The organism is Rhizobium sp. 2MFCol3.1, from assembly GCF_000377565.1.
Classification (GTDB): domain Bacteria; phylum Pseudomonadota; class Alphaproteobacteria; order Rhizobiales; family Rhizobiaceae; genus Rhizobium.
This window is the reverse complement of the sequence record NZ_KB898355.1, coordinates 273,721-297,726: the sequence shown is the minus strand read 5'-3', so window position 1 is coordinate 297,726 and position 24,006 is coordinate 273,721. Positions and strand designations below refer to the sequence as shown.

Below are 24,006 nucleotides of genomic sequence, written 5' to 3'. Positions count from 1 at the left end.
ATCCAAATCAAGCAATAACTTGCATGACGGGGCTAAGCGATCCGGTATAGATGGTCATCGTCTAACCAACAGCAGCCGGACCTCCCGTGGATCAGATACTCGCCATTCGAACCTTTGTCCGCGTCGCCGAGGCCGGCTCGTTTGCCAAGGCGGCGGATACGCTGAACCTGCCCCGCTCCTCCGTCAGCAAACTGGTGCAGGATCTTGAGGCGCATCTCGGGACCAAGCTGGTCGAGCGCACCACGCGGTCGGTCACGATGACCACCGAGGGTGTCGCCTATCACGAGCGCGCGCTGAAGCTCCTCGCCGATCTTGATGACATGGACGGCACGGTCGCCGGTTCCCGCAGCGCGCCAAAGGGAAAGCTGCGCGTCGATATCGGGTCCGTGCTGGCAAATCAGATCCTCATCCCCGCACTCTCAGATTTTCAGCACCAGTATCCTGATATCGATCTCATGCTTGGGGTCAGCGATCGGCCCGCCGACCTCGTCGGTGAGGGGATCGATTGCGTCATTCGCGGCGGGGCGCTGAGTGACTCATCGATGAAGGCGCGAAAACTGTGCGAGTTGGACTACGTCATTTGCGCGTCGCCCAGCTATCTGGATGGCCTGCAGTTGCCGGAGCGGCCGGAGGATATCGAGCAGCATCGGATCGTCAGCTACTTCTCTGCATCATCTGGCAAGAGGTTTCCGCTGCGGTTCCAGCGCGGAGACGAGCGAGGCGAGTATCTCCCGACCTCCAGCGGCATTTCGGTGAACGAGAGCACCGCACACCTGAACGCGCTGCTGTCGGGACTGGGGATCGGCCAGAGCTTCGGCTTCCTCGCAAGACCGCACTTCGAGACCGGGGCGCTGATCGAACTGCTGCCTGAGTGGAAGCCGGACAATCATCCGCTGCACCTCGTCTACCCGGCCGATCGATTTCCAAACCCGCGGCTGCGCGCCTTCACGGAGTGGGCGGCGAAAATATTCGAAGCCGTCGATGCCAGACGCAATGTGACGACGGAGACCATCCATCCCCATGGATAATGTCTCCACCCTGAGCGGCTTCTCGCCGCCAAGCTGACGAACTAACTTCTCCTCATCGGACGGCGACGAGGCCAACGGCCAACGCCACCTCCCGAACAGTTTCAGAACTTCAACAGGCCGCGCATTCGGGCTGAACCCTTTCGCGCGCCCAGCATCAGGAGAGTAAAATGACCAAAAGACTTGAAAACAAGATCGCTGTCGTCACCGGAGCAACCAGCGGCATCGGCCTCTCGACCGCCAAGCTCTTCGCCGCCGAAGGCGCTCGCGTCTACATCACCGGCCGCCGCAAGGATGCGCTGGACAAGGCAGTGGCCGAGATCGGTCATGGCGCTGTCGGCGTACAGGCCGACTCCTCGAGCAATGCTGATCTCGACAAGCTTTTCGCCCAGGTTAAGGCGGAACAGGGTCGCCTTGACGCTCTCGTCGTCAACGCCGGTGGCGGTAGCATGCTTCCGCTTGGCCAGATCACCGAAGAGCAGGTCGACGACACCTTCGGCCGCAACGTGAAGGCCGTGATCTTCACGGTGCAGAAAGCGCTTCCGCTTATGGGCAAGGGCTCGTCGGTCGTACTGACCGGCTCGACCGCAGGCACCGAAGGCACGGCTGCCTTCTCCGTCTACTCCGCCTCCAAGGCCGCTGTCCGCAACCTCGCCCGCTCCTGGGCGCTTGATCTCAAGGGCACCGGCATCCGCGTCAACGTGGTCTCGCCCGGCGCCACACGCACGCCCGGCCTAGTCGAGCTTGCCGGTGACGACAAGGAACAGCAGCAGGGCCTGCTCGACTATCTCGCCTCGCGCATCCCGCTCGGCCGCGTCGGTGAATCCGAGGAGATCGCCAAGGCAACCCTGTTCCTCGCCTCCGACGATGCAAGCTTCGTCAACGGCGCCGAACTCTTCGCCGATGGCGGCCAGGCTCAGGTCTAACCCCACAGCAGGAGCGGCGAACAGCCGCTCCACTTCTCATTCTCAAGGAGAGCCCGCGATGCGTGCCGCAGTCTATTTCAAGCATGGCAAGCCTGAGGACGTTCTTCAGGCAGTCGACGTCGAAGATCCCAAGCATCCAGACCACAACGAAGTGCTGATCCGGGTACTTCTCCGGCCGGTCCATCACGGCGACCTTCTCGGCATAGCAGGACGCTACCAGCCGGGAGCACCGCTTCCAAAGGAGGGCGTGCGCGTCGGCTTCGAAGGCTACGGCATCGTCGAGGAAGCCGGTAGTGGCGTCGATCTGAAACCCGGCACACGCGTTGCCTTCTTCCCCGGCAGGGGTGCGTGGAGCGAGAAGGCAATCGTTTCGGCCGAATACGTCACCAAAATCCCCGATAACGTATCGGACGAAGCCGCAGCACAGCTGCACGTCAATCCGCTGACAACGGCGCTTCTCTTGCGGGCCGTAGAGACATCCGGCGCGAAGCCGGGCCGCGACGTCGTCGTCCTCAGCGCCGCAGGATCCGCGGTCGCCAGACTGGTGATCGGACTGCTTCTCGATCGCGGCTTCGATGTCGTCGGTGTCGTCCGACGGGAAGCCGGCGTGAACGAGCTCAATGTCGTGTTTCCTGATCTGCCGGTGGTTTCAACTGACAAGCCCGGCTGGCAGGACAAGGTCGTTGCGGCCGCCGACGACCATCCCATCGGCGTCGTGCTCGACCCGGTTGGCGGCGAGACGGCCAGTGCGGCGGTCGGCCTGCTCGCCCAAGGCGGTAGCCTGGTGTCCTACGGCGACCTTTCCGGACAGCCGATCTCGGTCCCCGCGCTTTACTTTTCGACACGCGACATCCGGCTGTCGGGCGTGACGGTCGGGCGGTGGGCTGGCTTGCCTGTAGACGTCCGCAAGGCCGACCTCAAGCTGGCGCTTGAGCTCGCAGCCAGCAAGCCGGAGCTCTTTCAGGTTGAGCAGACGTTCGATCTCGCGGATGTCGGCAAGGCTGCCGCACTTGTCGAAAAGCCCGGCAAATCCGGCACGGTTCTGATCGCGTCGCGCTAAGCGCCGCGCGGCCGACGTGGCCCAAACCCAGGTCGCACCGACGACTACCCCCACCGGATCCACGCCTAGCTGAGAACGCAGGGCATGGACCCGGCGGCAAGCACCTGGCCCGATCAGTGATCGAGCCGCGAGCTTTGGCCGACGAAATTATACTCGAAATCAACAAGATTCAGATCGTCAGCGCCTGCTACCTTAGGGCACGGTATCTGCCCCCAAACCAGTTGCTTGAACGCTACGGACTAGCGCTAAAGCCGCCGTCAGACGTCGCTCAACGTCGTCAAGGCTCACAGCGACCAACAAGCTATCTCGTCCGGCCATCATGATGATTGCCTCCATCACGTCATCGCAGTGAGTAGCAAGTAGCATCAGATGATGGCCAAGGGGCGCGTATCGGCCGCTAAACCAGTTTTTGACGGTCCGGTCATTGGCACCAGTCCACCCGACCACCGTCTTGACGTTCAATTGTGTATCTTCAACGGCCCGCTCTAGCGCCAATGAAATGACCGTCGCGAACTTCAGCTCATCTATAAGACCCCTCTTTCCGCGTGCAGCATAGGGAAAGGACTTACCCTTCTTGGTAAACGACATTCTAGCCTCCTCTCAAGTACGTTTGGGATGCCTGCTCTCATGAGCCGGACAATTTCACTGCAAGCGTTTTTGAAGAGGTTTTCTATTGGTGAAGTCCTCAACCAAGACCATTTCGCCAAGCACGGCGAGCGACGGCGTGACGACACCGGCCGCTGCATACATTCGCACGTCAACCGATCTCCAAAAATATTCGATGGAAAATCAGCTCACGGCCATCCGCCGCTATGCCGATGCCAGAGGCTTTGAAATTGTTCGCATCTACGAAGACGCTGGTCGCAGCGGCTTACGGCTCGATGGCCGCGACGCGCTGAAACAACTAATGGACGACGTCGATTCCGGTGAGGCACCATTTGCGGCCATCCTTGTCTACGACATCAGCCGATGGGGGCGCTTTCAAAATTCAGACGAGAGTGCGCACTACGAATACATGTGCTCGCGAACGGGAATACGCGTGCACTACTGCGCAGAGCAGTTCGAGAATGACGGAAGCACCAAAGCGCATATCCTGAAATCAGTCGGTCGAATTATGGCGGGAGATTACAGCCGGGATCTTTCCGTGAAAGTGTTTGCCGGACAATGTCGCTTGACCGAGTTGGGATATCGCCAAGGTGGCGCTCCCGGTTTCGGCTTAAGGCGCTTGCTCATCGACGAGCACGGCAACTCCAAAGGGGAACTGCTACCTGGCCAACGCAAAAGCCTTCAAACCGACCGGGTGATTCTCATCCCCGGCCCCAAGCTTGAGACAGATACTGTCCGACGTATCTATCAAATGTTTGTCGAGGAAAGAAAACCGGAAGCGGAAATCGCCGACCTGCTGAACATGGTGGGCTTAACATCCGATCTTGGCAGGCCTTGGAGCCGCGGTACGATCCATCAGATCCTGGTGAACGAAAAGTACATCGGAAACAACGTCTACAACCGTGTCTCTTTCAAGCTGAAACAACAGCGTGTTCGCAACAAGCCGGATATGTGGATTCGAGCCGAAGGCGTGTTCACTCCGGTTGTCGAGAAAGCCCTGTTCGACCGGGCACGCGCCATAATCGATGCGCGAAGCCAACATCTCAGCGACGGAGAGCTGCTCGGACTTTTACGAAACGTCCTCGAAACGCAAGGAAGCCTCTCGGGATTCATCATCGATGAAATGGATTCGATGCCATCCACGAATACCTATCGTAGGCGTTTCGGCAGCCTTCTTCGCGCATACAGCATGATCGGTTACGATCCGGGCCGAGACTATCGTTACATCGAGATCAACCGCGACCTGCGGCGGCGGCACCCACACACAGTCACCTCTCTCATCGAAAAGCTTGTCTCCGTGGGCGCATCTGTTGTTCAGGACCCCTTCACAGACCTACTTCACGTCAACGAGGAATTCTCCATCTCCGTCATCCTGGCACGCTCGGCATGCACGAAAGCCGGCGCGCTGCGATGGAAAATACGGCTTGATACGGGACTTGTTCCCGACATCACAATCGTGGTCCGCATGGATGAAACCAATGAGGGCACACTGGACTACTACCTGCTCCCATCCATCGACATGACGCCACCAAAACTCAGCCTCATGGAACAAAACGCCTTCTCCTTGGACGCCTACCGTTTTCATTCACTGGACTTCTTCTTTGATCTCAGCCGAAGAGCAATTTTGGAGGATGCAGCATGACAAACGAAACAACCGACGACGCTTGGAAATACATCGACATCATTCCAATCAATCGAATCCGTGTCTTAAACCCGAGGGAGCGCGACAAGCGCAAATTTAAGCTTCTCGTCGACAATATATCAAAGGTGGGACTGAAACGGCCGATCACGGTCAGCAAGAGACATGTCGATGGACCCGACGCAAGCTACGACCTCGTGTGCGGACAGGGACGTATCGAAGCCTATCAAGCGTTGGGACAAACGCATATTCCGGCAATGGTCATCGAGGCGAGCAAAAATGAGTGCCTCGTCATGAGCCTTGTCGAGAATTGTGCGCGACGGCAGCATCGCGCGATCGATCTGCTTCAGGAAATAGCGAACCTCCGTCAACGTGGCTACAGCGACAAGGAGATCGGCAGAAAGATCGGCTTTACATCCGAGTATGTGAACATGATCGGCGGCCTGCTCGAAAAGGGCGAGGAGCGACTTCTTTCCGCCGTCGAAGCTGGCGTTCTGCCGTTGAGCCTCGCTGTCGATATTGCCAAGGCAGATGAAGAAGGCGCCCAAGCCGCTCTCGTGGAAGCTTACACGCAAAAGAAACTCCGGGGCAAAAAGCTCGTCACAGTACGAAGGTTGTTGCAACAACGCAGCCTGAAAGGTGGCCGACTACTTGATCAGAATTTCGGGAGATACAATGCGCCGAGGCGCACTCTGACAAGCGAAGCGATGGTCAGGGCTTACCAGCTGGAGGCTGATCGACAGAAGGTCTTGATCAAGAAGGCCGAAGTCACGCAAGGCAAGCTGCTGTTCGTCGTTGAAGCCATCCGCTCGCTCATGGCGGAGGACGGCTTCATGAGTTTGTTGCAAACAGAAGGGCTGGATGCTGTTCCCGCCCCTCTAAGGCATCGGCTTGTAAGAGGTTGAGCCATGAACAACGACGACACCGACAATCCCCCGCAAGACAAGCCAGTACGCCAGGGCTTCGAAAACCACTGCATCCTTGTCAGGCTGGATCAGTTGTTGCCCGGCAGGGTGATGCGCAAGGCCGTCAAGTCGAGCCGAAAATACAAGCAGATCGCAACATCCGTAACGGAAGTCGGCCTGGTCGAACCGCCGGTCGTTGCCCGCAATCCGGACAACGTGGGAACATTTTTCGTCCTTGACGGCCATCTGCGAATTGAGGTGCTGAAAGATCTTGGGCGAACGGAAGTGGAGTGCCTGGTTTCAACGGACGACGAAGCGTTCACGTACAACAAGCAGATCAATCGCCTCGCCGCCGTGCAGGAATACGCGATGATCGTCAACGCCATGAACCAGGGAGTGCCTGAAGACAGGATCGCGAGAGTTCTTTCGGTCAATGTGGCAACGATCCGTCGGCGTTCACGGATGCTGAACGGTGTCTGTGCCGAGGCAACGGAACTCTTGAAAGACAAGAACTGCCCAATGGCGATCTTCGAGATCCTGAAGAAGATGCAACCTCTCAGGCAGATAGAAACAGCCGACCTGATGATCAACGCCAATAATTACTCCGTCGCCTATGCATCGGCGATCTTGGCTGGAACGCCACGCAATCAACTGGCCGAGCCGGACAAGCCCAAAACGATCAAAGGCATGACAGCCGACGCCATTGCCCGCATGGAGAAAGAGCTGGCTCGGCTCCAGGAGGCCATGAGTTCGATCCAGGACAGCTATGGGAAGGACCACTTGGAGCTTACGGTGGTCAAAGGCTATCTAAAGCGCCTTCTCGGAAATTCTCGGGTGGTGAGTTATCTCGTCGTCAATCGACCCGAATATTTACCCGAGTTTCAAAGCATCGTCGAAATCACATCAACGATGCCTCCCGAAAGCGGATGATCTATTGTTGGTCCCAGGTTGTTGCGTCGCAACCCGGAACCACGCGCTCACTTCAGCATCGGCCAAGTATCCGAAAGCTTGTAGCCGCCGGGGAATGGATCGGTTGGGTCGAGCATCAATTGGGCGGTGCCGCTGATCCAGGCGCTGCCGGTGATTGAGGGAACGATCGCCTTTTGGTCGGCGATCGTCGTCTCCTTGACGATCTTGCCAACGAACCTCGTGCCGATGATCGAGACGCCGGTCAGGCTCTCGCCTTCGTGCAGCTCGCCGCGCGCGTTGAGAAGCGCCATGCGCGCCGAGACCGCCGTGCCGGTGGGCGAGCGGTCGATCTTGCCAGGCTGGATGGCGACGACCGATTTGACCAGAAGATCGCCATCCTCGCGATAGGGCTTGCCGGCAAAGAGGCAGAAGGAGATGTGGTTCCAACCCGTATCTTCGGGGTGCGAGAAGCCCAGCTGCTGATTTGCGGCATTGGTGATCCTGATGCCCGTCTCGGCGATCAGGCGGGCGTTCTCCGGGATCAGCTCGAGGCCGATCTCTTCGGGATCGACGACTACGAAACTGTCGCCGCCATAGGCCGTGTCGACGGTGAGCGCACCAATTCCAGGCACATCAAGCTTGGCACCCAGCTTCTGGGCGAAGCTCTTGACGTTGGTCACGGTAATGCGCTCTGCCTTGCCGTTCCGGCATTCAGCCTCGACCTCGACGAGGCCGGCGGGCGCTTCGAGCACCATCCTGGTCACCGGTTCGGTCATCGGGATGATACCGCTGTCCAAGAGGACGGTGGAAACGCAGATCGAGTTCGATCCCGACATCGGAGGCGTGTCCTCCGGTTCCATGATGATCCAGCCCATCTGCGCCTTCGGGTTCTTCGGCGGCACCAACAGGTTGACGTGGCGGAAGACACCGCCGCGCGGCTCGTTGAGAACGAAGTTGCGAAGCGTCTGGTCCTTGGCAATCCATCTGGATTGTTCCCACACGGTTTCACCGGGCGGTGGCGCGACGCCGCCGACGATCACGTCGCCGACCTCGCCCTCGGCATGACAACTGACAACATGAACGATCTTTGTGGTGCGCATCTTCTCACTCTCTCTGTGTTCCCCACCCATCCTAGCGAACGCCAGCGATGGAAACAGAAGAATTTCAGGCTGTTGAGAGCCTTGCCGTCGTGTCGCGTCTCAAAGGCGCTTCATCCACCCGAGCCCGGCAACCGTTTCTCCCGCCGGGCGGTATTCGCAACCGACATAGCCGCGGTAGCCGAGCTCATCGAGTGCTGCGAGGATCCTGAAATCATCGAGTTCGCCGGTTCCCGGCTCGTTACGCTTCGGCACGGATGCGATCTGCACGTGACCGATGACAGGCATTGTCTTTTCTAGGCCGACAAGCACGTCTCCATGGATGATCTGCCGGTGATAGATATCGAACTGCAGCTTGACGTTGGCGTGGTTCAGCTCGGCGATGAGGCCGACGGCAAGGTTGAAATCGTTGAGGAAATATCCCGGCATATCGCGACCGTTGATCGGCTCGATCACTAGGCCGATACCGTCGCGCGCCGTGGCGTCGGCGGCATAGGCGAGTGCGTCGCGATAGCATGCGCTCGCGGCTGGGTCATTCGCATCGGCGATCCCCGCCATCATGTGCAGCAGCGGCGACTGGATCGCCTTGGCGTATTGGATCGCCTTGCCTACCGCAGCTCGAAATTCGTCGCGCCGCTCCGGCAAGGCAGCCAGGCCGCGCTCGCCAGCGGCCCAATCGCCGGGCGGCATGTTGAAGAGAGCCTGCTTCAATCCGGCAGCCTGAAGCCTTCCGGCGACCACATCGGCGGGATGATCGTAAGGAAACAGATATTCGACCGCTTCGAAGCCGGCATCAGCGGCCGCCTGAAAACGGTCGAGAAACGCATGCTCGTTGAACATCATGGTGAGGTTGGCGGCAAGACGCGGCATCTCAGGCCTCCTTATCCATACCAGGCAGCTGCAGCCCGGCGATCGACGCCAGAAGACGGGCGACGGACGAATCGTCGTCCCGCCCCATGCCGGCCGCTTCCGTCATGAGGAAAAGCTGCAAGGCGGCGCTGGCGATCGGCAGTGGGAATTTCTGCTGGCGGCCAATATCGGAAACGATGCCGAGATCCTTGGTGAAGATCGATACGGCGCTGTGCGGCGTGTAATCGCCGGCAACGACATGCGGAATGCGGTTTTCGAACATCCAGCTGTTGCCGGCCGACTTGGTGATGACGTCGAAGACCCGCGAGATGTCGAGCCCGAGGCTCTTGGCGAAGGTAATCGCCTCGCACGCGACGGCGATATGGACGCCGGCGAGAAGCTGATTGACGATCTTGAAGGACGAGCCCACGCCGACATCGTCTCCAAGTTCGTAGACCGTTGCCGCCATCGCATCCAGCGCCGGTCGGGCCGCCGCGAAGCTCTCCGGCGAGCCAGATGCCATGACGGTCAGCGCGCCGGCATCGGCCTTGACGGAGCCGCCGCTAATCGGCGCGTCGAGATAAAGCACCCCATGTTCGCCGGCCCTTCGGGCGAAATCCTTCGCTTCGGCCGGCGAGATGGTCGCCGACGATATGACGACCGAGCCCGGCGCCAGCGCGCCAACGGCGCCTTCGGGACCAAACAAAACCGCCTCGGTCTGCGCCGCATTGACGACGACGACAACGGCGATCCGCGCATCCCTGGCGGCCGCGGCCGGCGTTGCGAACGGCTTGCCACCAGAAGCTTTCAAACTGGCCAAAGCCGCGTCGCTGATGTCGCAACCAGAAACCGCATGGCCGGCGCGCAGAAGCGAGCGCGCCATGCCAAGGCCCATCGAACCCAGTCCGACGATTGCTACATGGGTGGATCCGGCCATTATCGATTATTCCCTCTAAATCCGTACATCAATGCTGGGAGAGCGCATGGACCAAGGCCGAAACTCATGAATAGGCCTCTCCAAAGCACCGTCTCAGCGCTAACATGAAAATAACAAGCACATCCTCTAGCAATCCGCAAGCGAAACATGTTAGCGCTGAGATAGTCAACTTGCATCATCATTGGAGAAAGGAGAGCCATGTGACGCAGTATGAAGTTCCGACCCTCGCGCACGTGGCCAAGCTCGCCGGTGTCAGTGAAAACACGGTATCGCGCGTCATCCGCAACAAGGGCCCGATCGCTGAGCAGACGCGCAGCCGAGTCGCCAGGGCGATCGAGACGCTGGGCTATGTGCCCAACCGCGCGGCGGGATCGCTCGCCTCCTCCGGCTCGCTGCTGATCGGCGTCCTCCTGCCATCGCTATCGAACATCGTCTTTCCAGAAGTGCTGCAGGGGATACATGCAGCCCTTGCCACGACCGCCTATCAGCCGATGGTCGGCGTAACCAATTACGATGCGGGCAAGGAGCAGGATATCCTATCATCGCTGCTCGCATGGCAGCCGGCGGCGATCATCACTACAGGTTTCGATCATACGGAGGCGACACGGCGTATGCTGGATAACAGCCGCGTGCGCGTCGCCGAACTGATGGATATCGATGCCGAACCAATCGACGTGGCTGTCGGCCTTTCCCACCGCCAGGCCGGATACGCGACCGGTCGCCACCTGATCGAGCGCGGTTACCGTCGCTTCGGCTATGTCGGCCATGACTGGGTGGCCGACCGGCGCGCCAGGCTGCGATACGATGGCCTTTGCCAGGCTCTGTCGGAAGCCGGCTTGACCTTGCGGGCCGAGGAGCGCTTCAATGGCCCGAGTTCGACGATCGCGGGGCGCGACACGCTGGCAAGCTTGCTGACGCGCGCAGCCGATATCGACGCCGTCGTCTTTTCCAACGACGACATGGCCGTCGGCGGTTTTTTCCATTGCCTCGGGGCCGGTATTGTCGTGCGCAAGCAGCTTGCGCTCTTCGGCTTTAACGGTCTCGACATCGGCCAGGCACTGCCGATGCCGCTTTCAACCATACGATCCAACCGGTTCCTGATCGGCAAGACAGCGGTTGAGAAGCTGCTGGAGAACCCGACCCGGCCGGAGGAGCGTGTGGTGGTGGATACCGGTTTCGATATCATCGAAGGCGCGACGGCCTGAGAAATTTCTACATTTGGGAGTGAGTGAACATGCTTTTATGCGCGGTGGCGGATGATTTGACGGGAGCGACGGACCTCGCTCTGACCTTGGCTCGAGAGGGAATGCGAACGGTACAGGTGGTCGGCATCCCGCCCGCCGATTTTGACTATGGCGACGCCGAGGCGGTCGTCGTCGCGCTAAAATCAAGAACGATCCCGGCAGCAGAAGCAGTCGCCTTATCGCTTGAGGCCTGCCGCCGCCTGACCGCGGCTGGCGCCGAGCAGATCATCTTCAAGTACTGCTCGACCTTCGATTCCACGCCGGAGGGCAATATCGGCTCCGTGGCCGAAGCCTTGCACGCGGAACTGGGCGGCGCGCTCACGCTGGCCTGCCCCGCCTTCCCCGCCAACGGCCGCACGGTCTATCGCGGCCACCTGTTCGTCGGCGACATGCTTCTGTCCGATAGCCCGATGAAGGACCATCCGCTGACGCCGATGACGGATCCGAACCTCGTTCGGGTGTTGCAGCAGCAGACGGCGCTCAAGGTTGGGCTGGTTACTCGCGACACAGTGGAAAAGGGCAGCGATGAGATTGGCGCTGCCTTTCGCCAGGCGGCGGAACGCGGCGAAGGGATTGTCATCGTCGACGCCATCACCGACGATGATCTTCGCGCGATCGGACAGGCCGCAGCCGGCATGCGCTTGATCACGGGCGGCTCCGGCATCGCGATCGGCCTGCCCGAAAACTTCCGTCGCGCCGGCAAGCTCGGCGCAAACGGCACCGAGAAAGGTCTCGCCGCGCCGAAAGGCAAGGCGGTGATCCTCGCCGGTTCCTGCTCGACGGCGACCCGCCGGCAGGTGTCGGTCGCGATCAAGGCCGGAACACCGGCACTGAAACTCGATCCGCTCGACATCGCGGCCGGCCGCACCACCGTGGATTCTGTTGTCGACTGGGTGGCGTCCATCACCGACGCCATCCCGCTTGTCTATTCCAGTTCCGATCCGGAGGACGTCAGGCGAGCGCAGCAGGCGCTGGGGCGCGACAGGGCGGGCGAATTGGTGGAGCACCTGCTGGGTGAGGTGGCTTTCCGGCTGACAAGCCTAGGCTACTGCCGCTTCCTCGTGGCGGGTGGGGAAACCTCCGGTGCGGTGGTCAACCGTCTTGATGTACAGGCGCTTTTCATCGGCCCCGAGATCGATCCAGGGGTTCCGTGGACCGTGAGCATCGGCCGCGAGGAGCCGCTGGCGCTGGCGCTCAAATCCGGAAACTTCGGGGGCGACGACTTCTTCTTGCGGGCATGGGATTTGGTGTGATGACAGCGATCATTTCGGAAGAGACGAAATTGCGTGACGAGATTGCCAGCGTCGGACGATCCCTGTTCGATCGGTCGCTAACCTTTGGCTCGACCGGCAATATCAGCGCGCGGCTTGCCAACGGCGACATTCTCATGACGCCGACGAACGCTTCGCTCGGCGACCTCGATCCGGCGCGTCTTTCGCGCTTCACGGCCGAGGGCGTGCATGTGGCGGGCGACAAACCGACGAAGGAAGCGTTCCTGCATCAATGCATGTATTGCCAGCAGAAGATGAGCGGCGCCGTCGTTCACCTGCATTCCACCTACGCGGTTGCCGTCAGCATTCTCGACGATGTCGACCCGGCCGACGTACTGCCGCCACTGACGGCCTATTACGTGATGCGGGTGGGGAAGCTTCCGCTCGTCGAATACTTCCCGCCCGGCGACCCTGCCCTCGCCGCGGCAGTCGCGGAAAAAGCAAAGCACAGCCACGCCGTGCTTCTGGCCAACCATGGCCCGGTCGTCGCGGGCAAGACGCTGCGCGAAGCGCAATACGCAACCGAGGAGCTTGAGGAAACGGCGAAGCTCCACCTTTTGCTGCGCCCGCATCAGACCAGGCCGCTTACAGCGGATCAAAAGGCGGAGCTGCTATCCCGACGCTAGTCGGTTAGGCGCTTGCAACCTTGGCGATGGTATTGCGTGCGCAAGCGTCGCGCCTTTGAAAGAGAGAGGACGACCGGCCTCTAACCGCTGTTGCGTTTTCGTCGAAGCCGTCATTTTATGGAGGCCGCATTGGCGCGGGGACATAAATGGACGGCACCCATCTCTTTGAACTGGTGATCGCGATGTTTCTTGCGATCATCGCGCTTCACTATCTCGCCCATCGTCTCGGGCTCCCGCCGTCCGTGGCGCTGCTGACGGGTGGTGCAGCGCTTGCCTTCATGCCTGGGCTGCCGACGATCACCGTCGATCCCGAGCTCGTGCTCGTCACTTTCCTTCCACCGCTTCTGTTCGACGGCGCGTGGTCGATCGCGGTGGACCGTCTTAAGCGCCACATGTTCGGCATCGCCTCGCTCGCGGTCGGGGCCGTGTTCTTCACGACCGTCATCGTCGCCCTCGTTGCCCATATTCTCATGCCATCATTGCCGTGGGCCGCTTGCGCAGCACTTGGCGCCATCGTCTCGCCGCCGGACGCTGTGTCGGCCCGCGCCATTCTCGAACGGGTCAACTTGCCCCGGCGCCTTCAAATCCTTCTGGAAGGCGAGAGCCTGCTCAATGATGCGAGCGGGCTGGTGCTCTTCCGCTTCGCGGTCGCCGCCGCGACGACGGGCACATTCAGCGCGTCGGGCGCCGTGGGCACCTTTGTCCTTCTCGCCCTCGGAGGCGCGGCCGTTGGAGCAGTGATCGGCTACGCTTGGGTGAAGTTCGTCCGCCGGCTACGCGACGACTACCTGATGATTGCGGCGACGACGCTACTCTGCTGGGTCGCCTATCTGCTCGGCGAACAGCTCCATGTATCCGGCGTCATCTCGACCGTCACCGCTGGTCTGATCGCCTCCTGGCACCAGCATACGGTGATGTCGGCGGCGACGCGCATGCGTGGCACCTCGTTCTGGACGGTGCTTGTCTTTCTTATGGAGGCGATGGTCTTCATCCTCATCGGCCTGTCGCTTCGCGATGTCGTCGAGCGGGGCGGCGGGTTCGGCGCGATGATGGGGACGATGGCGCTTCCGGCGCTCGCAATCCTCGCCGCCCTTGTCGCCGCCCGCTTCTTTTGGGTCTTCGCCTCCGATCTTGCGATCGGCCTCGCCCATAAAACGGGACTTGCGCGATCTTCGCCGATGGGCGCCGGCGCCGCGACCGTTCTAGGCTGGGCGGGCGTGCGCGGCGTGGTCACGCTGGCGCTCGCCTTGAGCTTGCCTGCAGGCTTTCCCGGGCGGGACTTCATTCTCGTCATGTCGTTTGCGGTGATCATGGGAACGGTTCTCATGCAGGGGACGACCCTTGGAGCCGTGATCTCCTGGGCTGGCTTGGGTGCAAGCGAGAGCGAGCGTCCGCCGATGACGATGAGCCAGGCGGAGGCCGCGATGGCCCAGGTTCAGTTCGCGAAGGTGAGTACTCTCGCCTACGATGCCGACGGCACGTTGATCCATCCTCAGTTGCTGAAGCGCTACGAGCATCGCGCGACGGCCATCGTCGACTACGCGGAGCGCACCGAGGATTACACGCCGATGCTTCATGCGCATTTCGACGTCGTTCTCCAAGCTGTAGCCGTCGGACGAACCGAGCTTATACGCCTTCATCGATCGGGACAGATCGATGATGAGACGTTGCGCGAACTGGAACGGGATCTCGATCTCGAAGAACTGAGCGCGATTTCCGCCAAGGCTTGATCCAAACTCCCGTGGCGACTGTTTGAGTCCGAAAGCTGGCGGCGTCGTCGCGCCGGGCACCAGCGCCGCAGGCTTAGTCGCGATGAATGCTGCCGGGTCGGCGGCCTGAGCAAATTCCTCATCCCCCGAAAACACCGTACCGCACGCAATAGACATTGCGCGGGACGGCGAATTTCGCGCGCTCAGAATTTTGTATACAGCATTCAAAAGACTTGAAGTGGGGATTTGGATGGCGTATGACGGTCGGGAGGATGGAGGACAATCATGAATTCAAGCACAGGTCAGACGCGTGCAGTCATCGCTCTCGCCATGGGCGATCCCGCAGGCATCAGCCCTGAACTGACGGCGAAGCTGGTGGCACTCGACGAGATTGCCGCAGCTGTCCAGCTGATCGTCATCGGCGATCGCCGCATATTCGACAAAGGCGCCGCCGATGCCGGCCTTGCGCTGCAGATCCCGACCGTTACAGCCGATCAGATCGGCCGGCTGAATGATCACGGTCACGTCTTCATCGATCTTGGCCATCTCGACCCTTCAGAGGTCGCGATCGGCGAGGCAACGCTTGCCGGTGGACAGTTCGCCACGGCCAACTTCCGTCATGCGCTGCAGTTCGCGCGCGCCGGACACGTCTCCGCCGTCTGCTTCACGCCCTTCAACAAGAAGGCGATGCGCTACGCCTATCCCGGCTATGACGACGAAATCCGCTTCGTCTGCGATGTACTCGGGTTTTCCGGAAAGCTGCGCGAATTCAACGTTCTGGAAAAGATTTGGAACGCCCGCGTCACCTCGCACATCCCGCTCAAGGAAGTGTCCGATGCGATCTCCGTAGAAGCCATCATCGCCGAACTGGAGTTGACCAGCCGCTGCCTGAAGGAGGCCGGACACGCCGATGCGCGTATCGCTATCGCCGGGCTGAACCCGCATGCGGGCGACGGCGGCAGTTTCGGCATGGAGGAGATCGAGGTGATCGAGCCCGCGGTCGCGCGGGCCAAAACGCAGGGCTTCAATGTCGAAGGCCCCTTCCCCGCCGACACCGTCTTCTTGCGTGCCGTCAAGGAAGGCTACAACGCGGTGCTGACCATGTATCACGACCAGGGCCAGATCGCCATGAAGCTGATGGGCTTCGACAAGGGCGTGACGATGATCGGCGGCCTGCCGTTCCCGCTTTGCACCCCCGCGCACGGCACCGCCTACGATATCGCCGGCAAGGGCCTCGCCGATATCGGCGCCAGCCGCGAGGCAGTGCTGCTTGCCGCGCGCATGGCCGGGAGGGCAAAGCCCGCCGCCTAGCAAGTTTTCACGTGCATACCGGCGTGCGGAGGCCGCGCCGGCTTTCATCTCAAAGGAGGAACAGGATGAAAAAACTATCTTTAGGTATGGTTCTTGCCGCCACGGTCGTGGCTGCCGGTCCGGCATTGGCCTTCGAGCCGACGCGTCCGGTCGAATTCGTGGTGGCATCGGGCGCCGGTGGCGGCACCGACAACTTCGCCCGCACCATCCAGTCGATCATCACCAAGCACAATCTGATGAGCAAGCCGATGGTCATCCTCAACAAGGGTGGCGGCAGCGGCGCCGAGGCGTTTCTTTACGCGAAGAAGAACGAAGGCGACGCCAACAAGCTCTACTTTGGCACTAACAACGCCTATCTGCTGCCGCATGTCGCCAAGATGGCCTATTCGATGAAGGATTTGGAGCCGGTCTCGGCGCTCGCCTTCGACGAATTCCTGATCTGGGTTAAATCGGATTCCGAGTACAAGACGCCGAAGGAACTGATCGACGCCGGCAAGGCGGCACCGGGCACGATTGCCTTCGCGGGTAGCCAGTCCAAGGATACGGACGAAACTCTGGTCGCGCTGATCAAGCAGGCAACCGGCGCCAAGTTCAAGTATCTGCCGTTCAACGGCGGTGGTGAAGTCGGCGTACAGCTGGCCGGCGGCCATGTCGCTGCCAACGTCAACAACCCGAACGAAAACCTCGGCCAGTGGCAGGCCGGCGTCGTCAAGCCGCTCTGCGTCTTCTCGCCGAATCCGATGGCCAAGGGCGAGCCGGTTCACGACGGCAAGGGCTGGGGCGACATCCCGACCTGCGTCTCGCAAGGCCTTCCGATCGAAAGCTACAAGATGCCGCGCACGGTCTGGGCCGCCGCCGGGACGCCCGCCGATGCCGTCGCCTACTACGCCGATGTCATGAAAAAGGTCAGCGAAACCCCGGAATGGGCCGAGTACATCAAAAAGACCTCGCAGACCGGCGACTATCTCGACCCGGCCAAGCTGAAGAGCTTCATTTCCAGCAGCGAGACGAATGCCGTGAAGGTCTTCAAGGAAGAAGGCTGGCTGGTTCAGTAATCGCGCCCGCAAGCGTCAAGCGCCAACGGGTCCGGCAAACTCTGCCGGACCCTTCGACGAAGGAAAGCGATCATGCATATCAAGCGCCTCCATATGGAGATTATAACCGCCGGCTGCCTGGCGATCGTCGGCGTGCTCGGCGCCACGGGCGCCCTGGAACTCGGCGTAAGCTGGGGGGATTCAGGCCCGAAACCCGGCTACTTCCCCTTCTATGTCGGCCTGATCGTGATCGCGGCCAGCATCGGCTGCATCATCCAGGCATTGCTCAAGGCCAAAAGCTCGGAACAAAGGGAAACATTCCTCGAATCCGAGCAGACGATGCGGCTCCTCTCCTTCTTCGTGCCGATGGCGATCTATGTCGTGGTGACCATCTTCCTCGGCTTCTATGTCGCAACCGCACTCTACCTGTTCTACGTCGCCTGGCGACAGGGCAAGTACAAGCCGTATGTCGCGCTGCTCATCGGCATCGCTTTTTCGGTCGCTCTCTATCTGGTTTTCGAGACCGCCTTCCAGGTGCCGCTGCACAAGGGGCCGATCGAAGACATGCTCGGCATCTACTAAGGGAAGGCGACGCATTCCGATGGCCAATTTTGAACTGCTCATGCATGGCTTCAGCATTGCGCTGAGCCCCACTCATATCATGCTGATGGTGGTCGGCGTCCTGCTCGGCCTCGTCGTCGGCGTCCTGCCGGGCCTTGGCGCGCCGAACGGTGTATCGCTGCTGATCCCGCTGACATTCTCGATGGATCCTGTTTCGGCCATCATCCTACTGGCATCGATGTACTGGGGCGCGCTCTTCGGCGGCTCCACGACGTCGATCCTCTTCAACATCCCCGGTGAACCGAGTTCCGTGGCAACGACGTTCGACGGCTATCCGCTGGCCCGCACAGGGCAATCGACAAGGGCGCTGACCTTCGCTTTCGTGTCGGCCGGCATCGGCGCGTTGGTGGGCGTTCTCGTCATCACGCTTCTGTCGTCCTGGGCCGCCAATTTCGCGCTGAAGTTCGGCGCGCCTGAATATTTCGCCGTCTACTTCCTCGCCTTCTGCGCCTTCATCGGCATGGGCAGCGCCTCGCCGCTGAAGACGGTCGTATCGCTCGGCATCGGCCTTCTGCTGTCGACCGTCGGCATGGACACCATCACCGGATCGCTGCGCCTGACCTTCGGCTTCGACGAACTCATCAGCGGCATCAGCTTCCTCGTCGTTGTCATCGGCTTGTTTGGTATCGGGGAGCTGCTCGCGACCGTGCAGGACGGCCTGCATTTTCGTGGCGTCTCATCCCGCATAGACCCACGCGACGTCTTTCGGACAATCTGCGAAATGCCGCGTTACTATGCGACGGTGATCCGCTCGGCGCTGGTCGGCATCTGGATGGGCATCACGCCCGGCGGTCCGACGGCGGCATCCTTCATGAGCTATGGCCTTGCCCGGCAATGGTCGAAGCCCGGCGCCAAGTTCGGCACCGGCCGTCCGGAAGGCATCATCGCACCGGAGACGGCCGACCACTCCGCCGGCACCTGCGCCATGCTGCCGATGCTCGCGCTGGGCGTCCCGAGTTCGGCAACGGCAGCCGTCATGATGGGCGGCCTGATGATCTGGGGCCTGACACCCGGACCGATGCTGTTTGCCACCAAGCCGGACTTCGTCTGGGGCCTGATCGCCAGCATGTATGTGTCGAACATCGTTGGCGTGATCCTCGTGCTCCTCACCGTGCCGATGTTCGCCGCCCTGCTGCGTATTCCCTTCACCATTATCGGACCGATGATCATCGCCATCTGCTTCGTCGGCGGCTATACGGTCGCGAACTCGACCTTCGATCTGTGGCTGGTGCTGATCTTCGGGCTCATCGGCTTTATCTTCAACAAGCTGGAGTTTCCGCTGGCACCGCTCGTGCTCGCCATGGTGCTCGGCGACAAGGCGGAAGAATCCTTCCACCAGTCGATGATCGTCTCCGACGGCTCGCTCAGCGTGTTCTTCTCCAACTATCTTGTCGGCGGGATCATGGTGGTGGCGCTCGGCCTGCTCATCGTGCCGCAGTTGTCCAAGCTGGTCTCCTATTTCAAGCAGCACGGAAAGGTGGACTCGGCGGCCTGAGGCAGGGTCCATCGCTTCCGCCGCCGATAAGCCCAAGGGCATTCGAGGGGAATTCATGAACTACCATAGCTACTTCGGCACGCAGACCGAGCCTGTGGAATGCTGCATCGTCGGCACCGGCGGCTTCGGCCGCAGCTTTCTCGCCCAGAGCCTGAAGACGCCGCTGATCAGCACCCGCGTCGCGGTCGACCTAAAGGCGGAGACCGCGGCCGCGGTCCTCGGCAGCCTCGGCATCGACCCTACCCGGATCGCCATCTGCACCACGGCCGACGAGGCGAAGGCCGCGTGGGACAACGGCACCTTCATTGCCGCCGGCGATATCGCCGTCGTGCTTGACCTTCCGGTTTCCGTCGTAGTCGAAGCGACCGGTCACCCAGAAGCCGGCGCCCGACATTGCCGCCTGGCGATTGACGCGGGCAAGCATGTGGCGCTCGTGTCGAAGGAGGTCGACAGCGTGGTCGGCCCCGGCCTGTCGCGGCGCGCACGCGAAAACAACGTGATCGTCACGCCTGTCGACGGTGACCAGCCGAGCCTGCTGATGGGGCTGATTACCTGGGCCGAAGTGCTGGGGCTCGACATCGTCGCGGCCGGCAAGGCTAGCGAATACGACTTCGTGTTCGATTCCGAAAAAGAGACCCTGACATCGAACGGCCACACCGCCGCCGCCTCGGGTTTCGGCGTGTTGATAGAGACCGCGACATCCGACCTCGCCGAAATCGCCGCCAAGCGCGGCGCGATCGCTGAGAGCTTCCCGCAGCGGGCCGTGCCTGACCTCTGCGAAATGACGCTGGTCGCCAATGCCAACGGCTTCACCGTCGACCGCGCGGAACTGCATGCGCCGATCGCCCGCATCAGCGAAGTCGCCGACTTCTTCTCGCCTGCCGCCAGCGGCGGGCTGCTCGATACGCCGCGTAGCCTCGACGTCTTTCATTGCCTCAGGCTTCCAGGCGAAGTGAGCTTTGCCGGCGGCGTCTTCGTCACCATCCGCTGCGACGATGCCGAGACCTGGGCGATGCTTGCGGAAAAGGGTCATGTCGTCAGCCGCAAGGGCGACGTCGCCATGCTTTACATCCCCCGCCATCTGCTCGGCGTCGAAGCGGCGACCAGCATTCTCGAAGTGGGCCTGAAGGGCGTTTCGAGCGGCGCTCTGGAACCGAAGCCTGTCATCGATCTCGTCGCCCATGCCGATGCCGATATCGCCGCCGGCACGGTACTGACCGCCAGCGGTCACCATCACTCGATCGTCAATGTCTCGGCCCGCATGGTGCCGGCAGGAAAGCTTGGCGACGACACGCCGGTGCCGTTTTATCTGGCTGCCAACCGCAAACTCAAAAACGCGGTCAAGGCGGGTCAGCCGATCCTGTGCGGCGACGTAGAGTTCGACGAGGCCTCTGAGCTGCTCACCCTGCGACGACTACAGGACAAGGCCTTCTTCTAGGAAAGTCTCGTGATCTCCTATCTCATCGTCTGCGCCATCGGCTTCGTCGCCGGTGGCCTTAGCGGCATCATCGGAACGGGCGCCAGCCTCATTCTTCTGCCGGTCCTGGTACCGATGTTCGATCCGAGCCGCGCCATCCCGGTCATGGCGATCGCCGGCCTTATGGCTAATACGGCGCGCGTCATGGCCTGGCACCGGGAGGTCGACTGGAAGGCCGTGCTCGCCTACGCGACACCCGGCATTCCGGCGGCTTCGCTCGGCGCCATCAGCCTCGTCAACCTGCCGGCCGAGATCAGCGGCACGTTGCTCGGCCTCTTCATCATGGCGCTGGTGCCGCTGCGGCGTTTTCTCAAGAAGCAGGAGCTGACAATCGGGCTTGTGGGCCTTGCGGTCGCCGGCGCGATCGTCGGCTTCCTGACCGGCCTGTTCCTGTCGACCGGCCCGCTCAGCATCCCGGCCTTCCTCGCCTTCGGCCTGACCCGCGGCGCCTTCCTCTCCACCGAAGCGGCATCATCGATCTTCGTGCAGGCCGCCAAGGTCCTGACCTTCCGCGAAACCGGCGTATTGACCGGCGATCTTCTGATCAGCGGCCTGATCATCGGCTCGTCGCTGATGGCCGGAACCTTCTTTGCCAAGCGCTACGTCATCAGCATGTCGGAGAAGACCTTCCGGATCATGATGGATGTCATCACGCTGGTGTCGGGCCTGTGGCTGACGGGTGTGGGATTGTTTGGGTAGGAAATTTGTCGATTTCCCGCAATGGGAATTTTGTTGACCTTGCCCCATCAAGCGTCTATTTTCCCAATATGGGAAATGAGGCTGGATGCGAATTATCTCTCGAAAGGTCCTTGTCGATTTCGCAATCGAACACCCTCAGGCGAGGCCTTCGCTGGAGCATTGGGAGCGCTTGGCAAAATCCGCCTCATGGCGATCGATCCAGGATGTCACGTCGGTGTTCTCGAAATCCAAGGGGCTCAACGCGGAGCGGATCAGGTTCGAAATCCAGGGCGGAAACTATCGTCTTATCGTCGCCTTCGACTTCAACCGTCAGGTTGCTTTCATCAAGTTTATCGGCACGCACGCCGAATATGATGCCTGTGACGCCCTGACCGTGTGCCAATATTGAGGAGCGTAGCGTGGACATTCAACCGATCCGAACTGCCGACGACCATGCGAAGGCCTTGCGCGCGATCGAAGCCCTGTGGGGCGCCGAAAGCGGCACGCCCGACGGCGACAAGTTGGATATCCTGATCACGCTGGTGGATCGCTACGAGGATGAGCATTTTCCGATAGAAGCCGCCCACCCTATCGACGTCATCAAGACGCATATGGACATGACCGGCCGAAAACAGGCGGACCTCGCCGCTTTGATCGGCTCCGCCTCACGCGCATCGGAGATCCTGAACCGGCGACGATATCTCACCATCGACATGGTGCATAAGCTGCACAAGGAGTGGGGTATCCCGGCAGACTGCCTGGTCCTACCCTACGAGCTTGAACCTCCGCAGCGCCGGAGGGCGTGACGGCTTCGCACCAGTCTGGAAACGCTGTTGGAACGCGGCGCATTCACCGCGTTCGCAGCCCCAGTTCACCGACCTCTGCCGATAAATCCGGCCACCAGCCGCGCCACCATCGCCAGCGAGACGGCGCCGGCGTCGGGGTGACCGATGCTCTTTTCGGCGAGCGGGCGGGCGCGGCCGAGGCGGGGCGTAAGCGACGACGTCGCATTTGCGGCGGTGTCCGCGGCGTTGGCGGCTGATGTCCAGGCTTCGGCGAGCGGCTTGCCCTTCGCTGCTTCCGTCTTCAGCGTTTCGACGAAGGGTACCAGCGCATCGACCAGCGTCTTGTCGCCGACGCGGGCGCGGCCGAGGCGGGTGACGCCGTCAAGCGCCAGTTGCGCGCCTTCGGTGATGGCCTTGTCGTCGGGCGCTTCGCTGTCGTTGAAGGCGTTGCTCCAGGAGCGCAGAAGCAAGCCCCAGATAGCGCCGGAGGTGCCGCCTGCGCGGTCGGCCCAGGCATCGCCACCGAGCGCCAGCGTGGTCTGCGCGCCGGCACCGGCGTCCACGGCCGCCGCCATCGCCTTAGCCGCAGCTTCGGCGCCACGCCGCATTCCCTGCCCGTGATCGCCGTCGCCGGCGACCGCGTCGATGCGGCCGAGTTCAGCCTCCTGGTCCTTCAGAAGCGCGGCGATCTCGGAGAAGAGGTCGCGGATGCAGGTAGCGGTGCGACGGGAGATTTCGGTGGCAGCCGGAATGTTGGGCGCTGTTTCCTCATCCGTGATCGCGTCGGTGCGGAGATCGGCGGCAACGGTGCGGCCCTTGCGGAAGGCCGGCGCGTCGCAGGGTGCTGTCCAGTAACGCTCCAATTCGTCGGTCAGCCAGGTCAAAGTCAGAGAGCAACCCTGCATGTCGAGACTGGTGACGTATTCGCCGGCTTCCGGCTGAACGAGTTCGAGGCCAGCGGTCGTCAACTTCTTTTCGACCGCAGTCCACAGGACGAAGAGCTCTTCATATTTGGTCGAGCCGAGGCCGTTCAGCACGGCGGCGACGCGGGTGCAGTCGGCCGGCTTTTCGGCGAGCAGCTTGTCGGCCAGAAGCGCGGCGAGATCCGTAGCGCTGGCGATGTCCTGTTCGCTGATCCCGGGCTCGCCATGGATGCCGAGGCCAAGCGCCATGCGACCCTTCGGCACGGTAAAAAGCGGCTCCTTGGCGCCCGGCAGCGTGCAGCCGGCAAAGGCGACGCCGAAGGAGACCGTTCGGTCGTTGGCAAGCCGCGCGACGCGTTCCACTTCATCCAGCGACAAACCTGCTTCAGCGGCGGCACCGGCGATCTTGAAGACCACCAGGTCACCGGCAATGCCGCGACGTATGGCGTGAGAAGCAGCCGGCGCGCTCGCGACGTCGTCGGTGACCGCGATGATGCGCACGTCGATGCCCTCGGCGCGCAGGCGCTCGGCAGCAACGCCGAAGTTCAGGACGTCGCCCGCATAATTGCCGAAACCGAGAATGATGCCCCCGCCGTGGTGGGCGTGGCGGCAGACCCGCGCGACCGCCGCCGTCGACGGCGAGGCGAAGACGTCACCGGCAACGGCGGCGTCGGCCAGGCCGGGACCGACATAGCCGGCGAATGCCGGATAGTGGCCCGAACCGCCGCCGACCACGACCGAGACCTTGCCCTTCGGCACGGTGGTGGCGCGCACGACGCCGTTGGTGACCAGGCGCACATGGTTCGGATAGATCCGGCAGAAGCCGGCAAGCGCGGTTGCTGCAAATTCTTCGGGAGCATCAAAGATCGTCGTCATGAA

Annotated in this window: 23 protein-coding genes; 18 read left to right on the top strand and 5 right to left on the bottom strand. The window is 61.5% G+C overall.

All coding sequences use genetic code 11. The annotated features are described in order from the left end of the window. Positions 1–86: 86 nt before the first annotated feature. From D460_RS0107275 to D460_RS0107265, 3 genes are all read left to right on the top strand, one after another. Complete coding sequence (locus D460_RS0107275) at positions 87–1,028, top strand: LysR family transcriptional regulator (RefSeq protein WP_018897869.1); 942 nt, start codon at positions 87–89, stop codon at positions 1,026–1,028. Between the two features lie 167 nt (positions 1,029–1,195). Continuing rightward, positions 1,196–1,951, top strand: a complete 756-nt coding sequence (locus tag D460_RS0107270; RefSeq protein ID WP_018897868.1) for an SDR family oxidoreductase — start codon at positions 1,196–1,198, stop codon at positions 1,949–1,951. Positions 1,952–2,009: 58 nt separating this feature from the next. After that, entirely contained in the window at positions 2,010–3,011 is a 1,002-nt protein-coding gene (locus D460_RS0107265; protein WP_018897867.1) for a zinc-binding dehydrogenase, read from the top strand. A gap of 192 nt (positions 3,012–3,203) precedes the next feature. On the opposite strand, the gene D460_RS32725 is transcribed toward D460_RS0107265, so the two are convergent. Beyond that, positions 3,204–3,599: a hypothetical protein gene (locus D460_RS32725; RefSeq protein ID WP_018897866.1), complete on the bottom strand. Its 396-nt coding sequence runs from the start codon at positions 3,597–3,599 to the stop codon at positions 3,204–3,206. A gap of 88 nt (positions 3,600–3,687) precedes the next feature. On the opposite strand from D460_RS32725, the gene D460_RS0107255 reads away from it, so the two are divergent. Genes D460_RS0107255 through D460_RS0107245 form a run of 3 tightly spaced genes read left to right on the top strand, consistent with a single transcriptional unit; the run spans position 3,688 to position 7,091 of the window. Further along, positions 3,688–5,259, top strand: coding sequence for a recombinase family protein (locus D460_RS0107255; RefSeq protein WP_051110778.1), 1,572 nt, complete (start codon positions 3,688–3,690; stop codon positions 5,257–5,259). Then, a complete protein-coding gene (locus tag D460_RS0107250) occupies positions 5,256–6,161 on the top strand; it encodes a plasmid partitioning protein RepB C-terminal domain-containing protein (protein ID WP_018897864.1) in 906 nt (301 codons plus the stop codon). The genes D460_RS0107255 and D460_RS0107250 overlap by 4 nt, the downstream gene beginning before the upstream one ends. A gap of 3 nt (positions 6,162–6,164) precedes the next feature. After that, positions 6,165–7,091: a plasmid partitioning protein RepB C-terminal domain-containing protein gene (locus tag D460_RS0107245; RefSeq protein WP_018897863.1), complete on the top strand. Its 927-nt coding sequence runs from the start codon at positions 6,165–6,167 to the stop codon at positions 7,089–7,091. A 47-nt stretch (positions 7,092–7,138) separates the two neighbouring features. On the opposite strand, the gene D460_RS0107240 is transcribed toward D460_RS0107245, so the two are convergent. From D460_RS0107240 to ltnD, 3 genes are all read right to left on the bottom strand, one after another. Next, positions 7,139–8,170, bottom strand: coding sequence for a proline racemase family protein (locus D460_RS0107240; RefSeq protein ID WP_018897862.1), 1,032 nt, complete (start codon positions 8,168–8,170; stop codon positions 7,139–7,141). Positions 8,171–8,269: 99 nt separating this feature from the next. Beyond that, on the bottom strand, positions 8,270–9,037 hold the full coding sequence (otnI, locus tag D460_RS0107235; protein WP_018897861.1) for a 2-oxo-tetronate isomerase: 768 nt from the start codon (positions 9,035–9,037) through the stop codon (positions 8,270–8,272). Between the two features lies 1 nt (position 9,038). Next, positions 9,039–9,953: an L-threonate dehydrogenase gene (gene ltnD / locus D460_RS0107230; RefSeq protein ID WP_018897860.1), complete on the bottom strand. Its 915-nt coding sequence runs from the start codon at positions 9,951–9,953 to the stop codon at positions 9,039–9,041. Between the two features lie 200 nt (positions 9,954–10,153). Here ltnD and D460_RS0107225 point away from each other — a divergent pair, with 200 nt between their 5' ends. The 12 genes from D460_RS0107225 to D460_RS0107170 all read left to right on the top strand — a co-directional run bounded on the left by D460_RS0107225 (position 10,154) and on the right by D460_RS0107170 (position 22,225). Continuing rightward, a complete protein-coding gene (locus tag D460_RS0107225; RefSeq protein WP_018897859.1) occupies positions 10,154–11,158 on the top strand; it encodes a LacI family DNA-binding transcriptional regulator in 1,005 nt (334 codons plus the stop codon). A gap of 29 nt (positions 11,159–11,187) precedes the next feature. After that, on the top strand, positions 11,188–12,450 hold the full coding sequence (gene otnK / locus D460_RS0107220) for a 3-oxo-tetronate kinase (RefSeq protein ID WP_026282884.1): 1,263 nt from the start codon (positions 11,188–11,190) through the stop codon (positions 12,448–12,450). Then, complete coding sequence (gene otnC, locus D460_RS0107215; protein ID WP_037111011.1) at positions 12,450–13,094, top strand: 3-oxo-tetronate 4-phosphate decarboxylase; 645 nt, start codon at positions 12,450–12,452, stop codon at positions 13,092–13,094. The genes otnK and otnC overlap by 1 nt, the downstream gene beginning before the upstream one ends. Positions 13,095–13,240: 146 nt before the next feature. Then, positions 13,241–14,824: a Na+/H+ antiporter gene (locus tag D460_RS0107210; protein ID WP_018897856.1), complete on the top strand. Its 1,584-nt coding sequence runs from the start codon at positions 13,241–13,243 to the stop codon at positions 14,822–14,824. Between the two features lie 264 nt (positions 14,825–15,088). Continuing rightward, positions 15,089–16,114, top strand: coding sequence for a 4-hydroxythreonine-4-phosphate dehydrogenase PdxA (locus D460_RS0107205; RefSeq protein WP_018897855.1), 1,026 nt, complete (start codon positions 15,089–15,091; stop codon positions 16,112–16,114). A gap of 65 nt (positions 16,115–16,179) precedes the next feature. After that, positions 16,180–17,169: a tripartite tricarboxylate transporter substrate-binding protein gene (locus D460_RS0107200; protein ID WP_026282883.1), complete on the top strand. Its 990-nt coding sequence runs from the start codon at positions 16,180–16,182 to the stop codon at positions 17,167–17,169. A 72-nt stretch (positions 17,170–17,241) separates the two neighbouring features. Beyond that, positions 17,242–17,730, top strand: coding sequence for a tripartite tricarboxylate transporter TctB family protein (locus tag D460_RS0107195; RefSeq protein ID WP_018897853.1), 489 nt, complete (start codon positions 17,242–17,244; stop codon positions 17,728–17,730). Positions 17,731–17,749: 19 nt separating this feature from the next. Continuing rightward, positions 17,750–19,264 (top strand): tripartite tricarboxylate transporter permease, encoded by a 1,515-nt coding sequence (locus D460_RS0107190; RefSeq protein WP_018897852.1) that lies wholly within the window; start codon positions 17,750–17,752, stop codon positions 19,262–19,264. Between the two features lie 55 nt (positions 19,265–19,319). Then, a complete protein-coding gene (locus D460_RS0107185) occupies positions 19,320–20,702 on the top strand; it encodes a flagellar protein FlgA (protein WP_018897851.1) in 1,383 nt (460 codons plus the stop codon). 9 nt (positions 20,703–20,711) lie between these two features. Then, on the top strand, positions 20,712–21,440 hold the full coding sequence (locus tag D460_RS0107180) for a sulfite exporter TauE/SafE family protein (RefSeq protein WP_018897850.1): 729 nt from the start codon (positions 20,712–20,714) through the stop codon (positions 21,438–21,440). 85 nt (positions 21,441–21,525) lie between these two features. Further along, entirely contained in the window at positions 21,526–21,828 is a 303-nt protein-coding gene (locus tag D460_RS0107175; RefSeq protein WP_018897849.1) for a type II toxin-antitoxin system HigB family toxin, read from the top strand. 10 nt (positions 21,829–21,838) lie between these two features. After that, entirely contained in the window at positions 21,839–22,225 is a 387-nt protein-coding gene (locus tag D460_RS0107170; RefSeq protein ID WP_018897848.1) for a transcriptional regulator, read from the top strand. Between the two features lie 65 nt (positions 22,226–22,290). Here D460_RS0107170 and D460_RS0107165 read toward each other — a convergent pair whose 3' ends face one another. Further along, on the bottom strand, positions 22,291–24,003 hold the full coding sequence (locus D460_RS0107165; protein WP_018897847.1) for a dihydroxyacetone kinase family protein: 1,713 nt from the start codon (positions 24,001–24,003) through the stop codon (positions 22,291–22,293). Positions 24,004–24,006 lie beyond the last annotated feature (3 nt).

Excerpts from the sequence above, each read along its gene's own strand:
- otnI (WP_018897861.1), bottom strand. The coding sequence starts at position 9,037 with ATGCCGCGTCTTGCCGCCAACCTCACCATGATGTTCAACGAGCATGCG.
- D460_RS0107200 (WP_026282883.1), top strand. The coding sequence starts at position 16,180 with ATGAAAAAACTATCTTTAGGTATGGTTCTTGCCGCCACGGTCGTGGCT.
- D460_RS0107165 (WP_018897847.1), bottom strand. The coding sequence starts at position 24,003 with ATGACGACGATCTTTGATGCTCCCGAAGAATTTGCAGCAACCGCGCTT.
- ltnD (WP_018897860.1), bottom strand. The coding sequence starts at position 9,953 with ATGGCCGGATCCACCCATGTAGCAATCGTCGGACTGGGTTCGATGGGC.
- D460_RS0107195 (WP_018897853.1), top strand. The coding sequence starts at position 17,242 with ATGCATATCAAGCGCCTCCATATGGAGATTATAACCGCCGGCTGCCTG.
- D460_RS0107185 (WP_018897851.1), top strand. The coding sequence starts at position 19,320 with ATGAACTACCATAGCTACTTCGGCACGCAGACCGAGCCTGTGGAATGC.
- D460_RS0107270 (WP_018897868.1), top strand. The coding sequence starts at position 1,196 with ATGACCAAAAGACTTGAAAACAAGATCGCTGTCGTCACCGGAGCAACC.
- D460_RS0107175 (WP_018897849.1), top strand. The coding sequence starts at position 21,526 with ATGCGAATTATCTCTCGAAAGGTCCTTGTCGATTTCGCAATCGAACAC.
- D460_RS32725 (WP_018897866.1), bottom strand. The coding sequence starts at position 3,599 with ATGTCGTTTACCAAGAAGGGTAAGTCCTTTCCCTATGCTGCACGCGGA.
- D460_RS0107205 (WP_018897855.1), top strand. The coding sequence starts at position 15,089 with ATGAATTCAAGCACAGGTCAGACGCGTGCAGTCATCGCTCTCGCCATG.
- D460_RS0107265 (WP_018897867.1), top strand. The coding sequence starts at position 2,010 with ATGCGTGCCGCAGTCTATTTCAAGCATGGCAAGCCTGAGGACGTTCTT.
- D460_RS0107210 (WP_018897856.1), top strand. The coding sequence starts at position 13,241 with ATGGACGGCACCCATCTCTTTGAACTGGTGATCGCGATGTTTCTTGCG.
- D460_RS0107245 (WP_018897863.1), top strand. The coding sequence starts at position 6,165 with ATGAACAACGACGACACCGACAATCCCCCGCAAGACAAGCCAGTACGC.
- D460_RS0107240 (WP_018897862.1), bottom strand. The coding sequence starts at position 8,170 with ATGCGCACCACAAAGATCGTTCATGTTGTCAGTTGTCATGCCGAGGGC.
- otnK (WP_026282884.1), top strand. The coding sequence starts at position 11,188 with ATGCTTTTATGCGCGGTGGCGGATGATTTGACGGGAGCGACGGACCTC.
- D460_RS0107250 (WP_018897864.1), top strand. The coding sequence starts at position 5,256 with ATGACAAACGAAACAACCGACGACGCTTGGAAATACATCGACATCATT.
- D460_RS0107190 (WP_018897852.1), top strand. The coding sequence starts at position 17,750 with ATGGCCAATTTTGAACTGCTCATGCATGGCTTCAGCATTGCGCTGAGC.
- otnC (WP_037111011.1), top strand. The coding sequence starts at position 12,450 with ATGACAGCGATCATTTCGGAAGAGACGAAATTGCGTGACGAGATTGCC.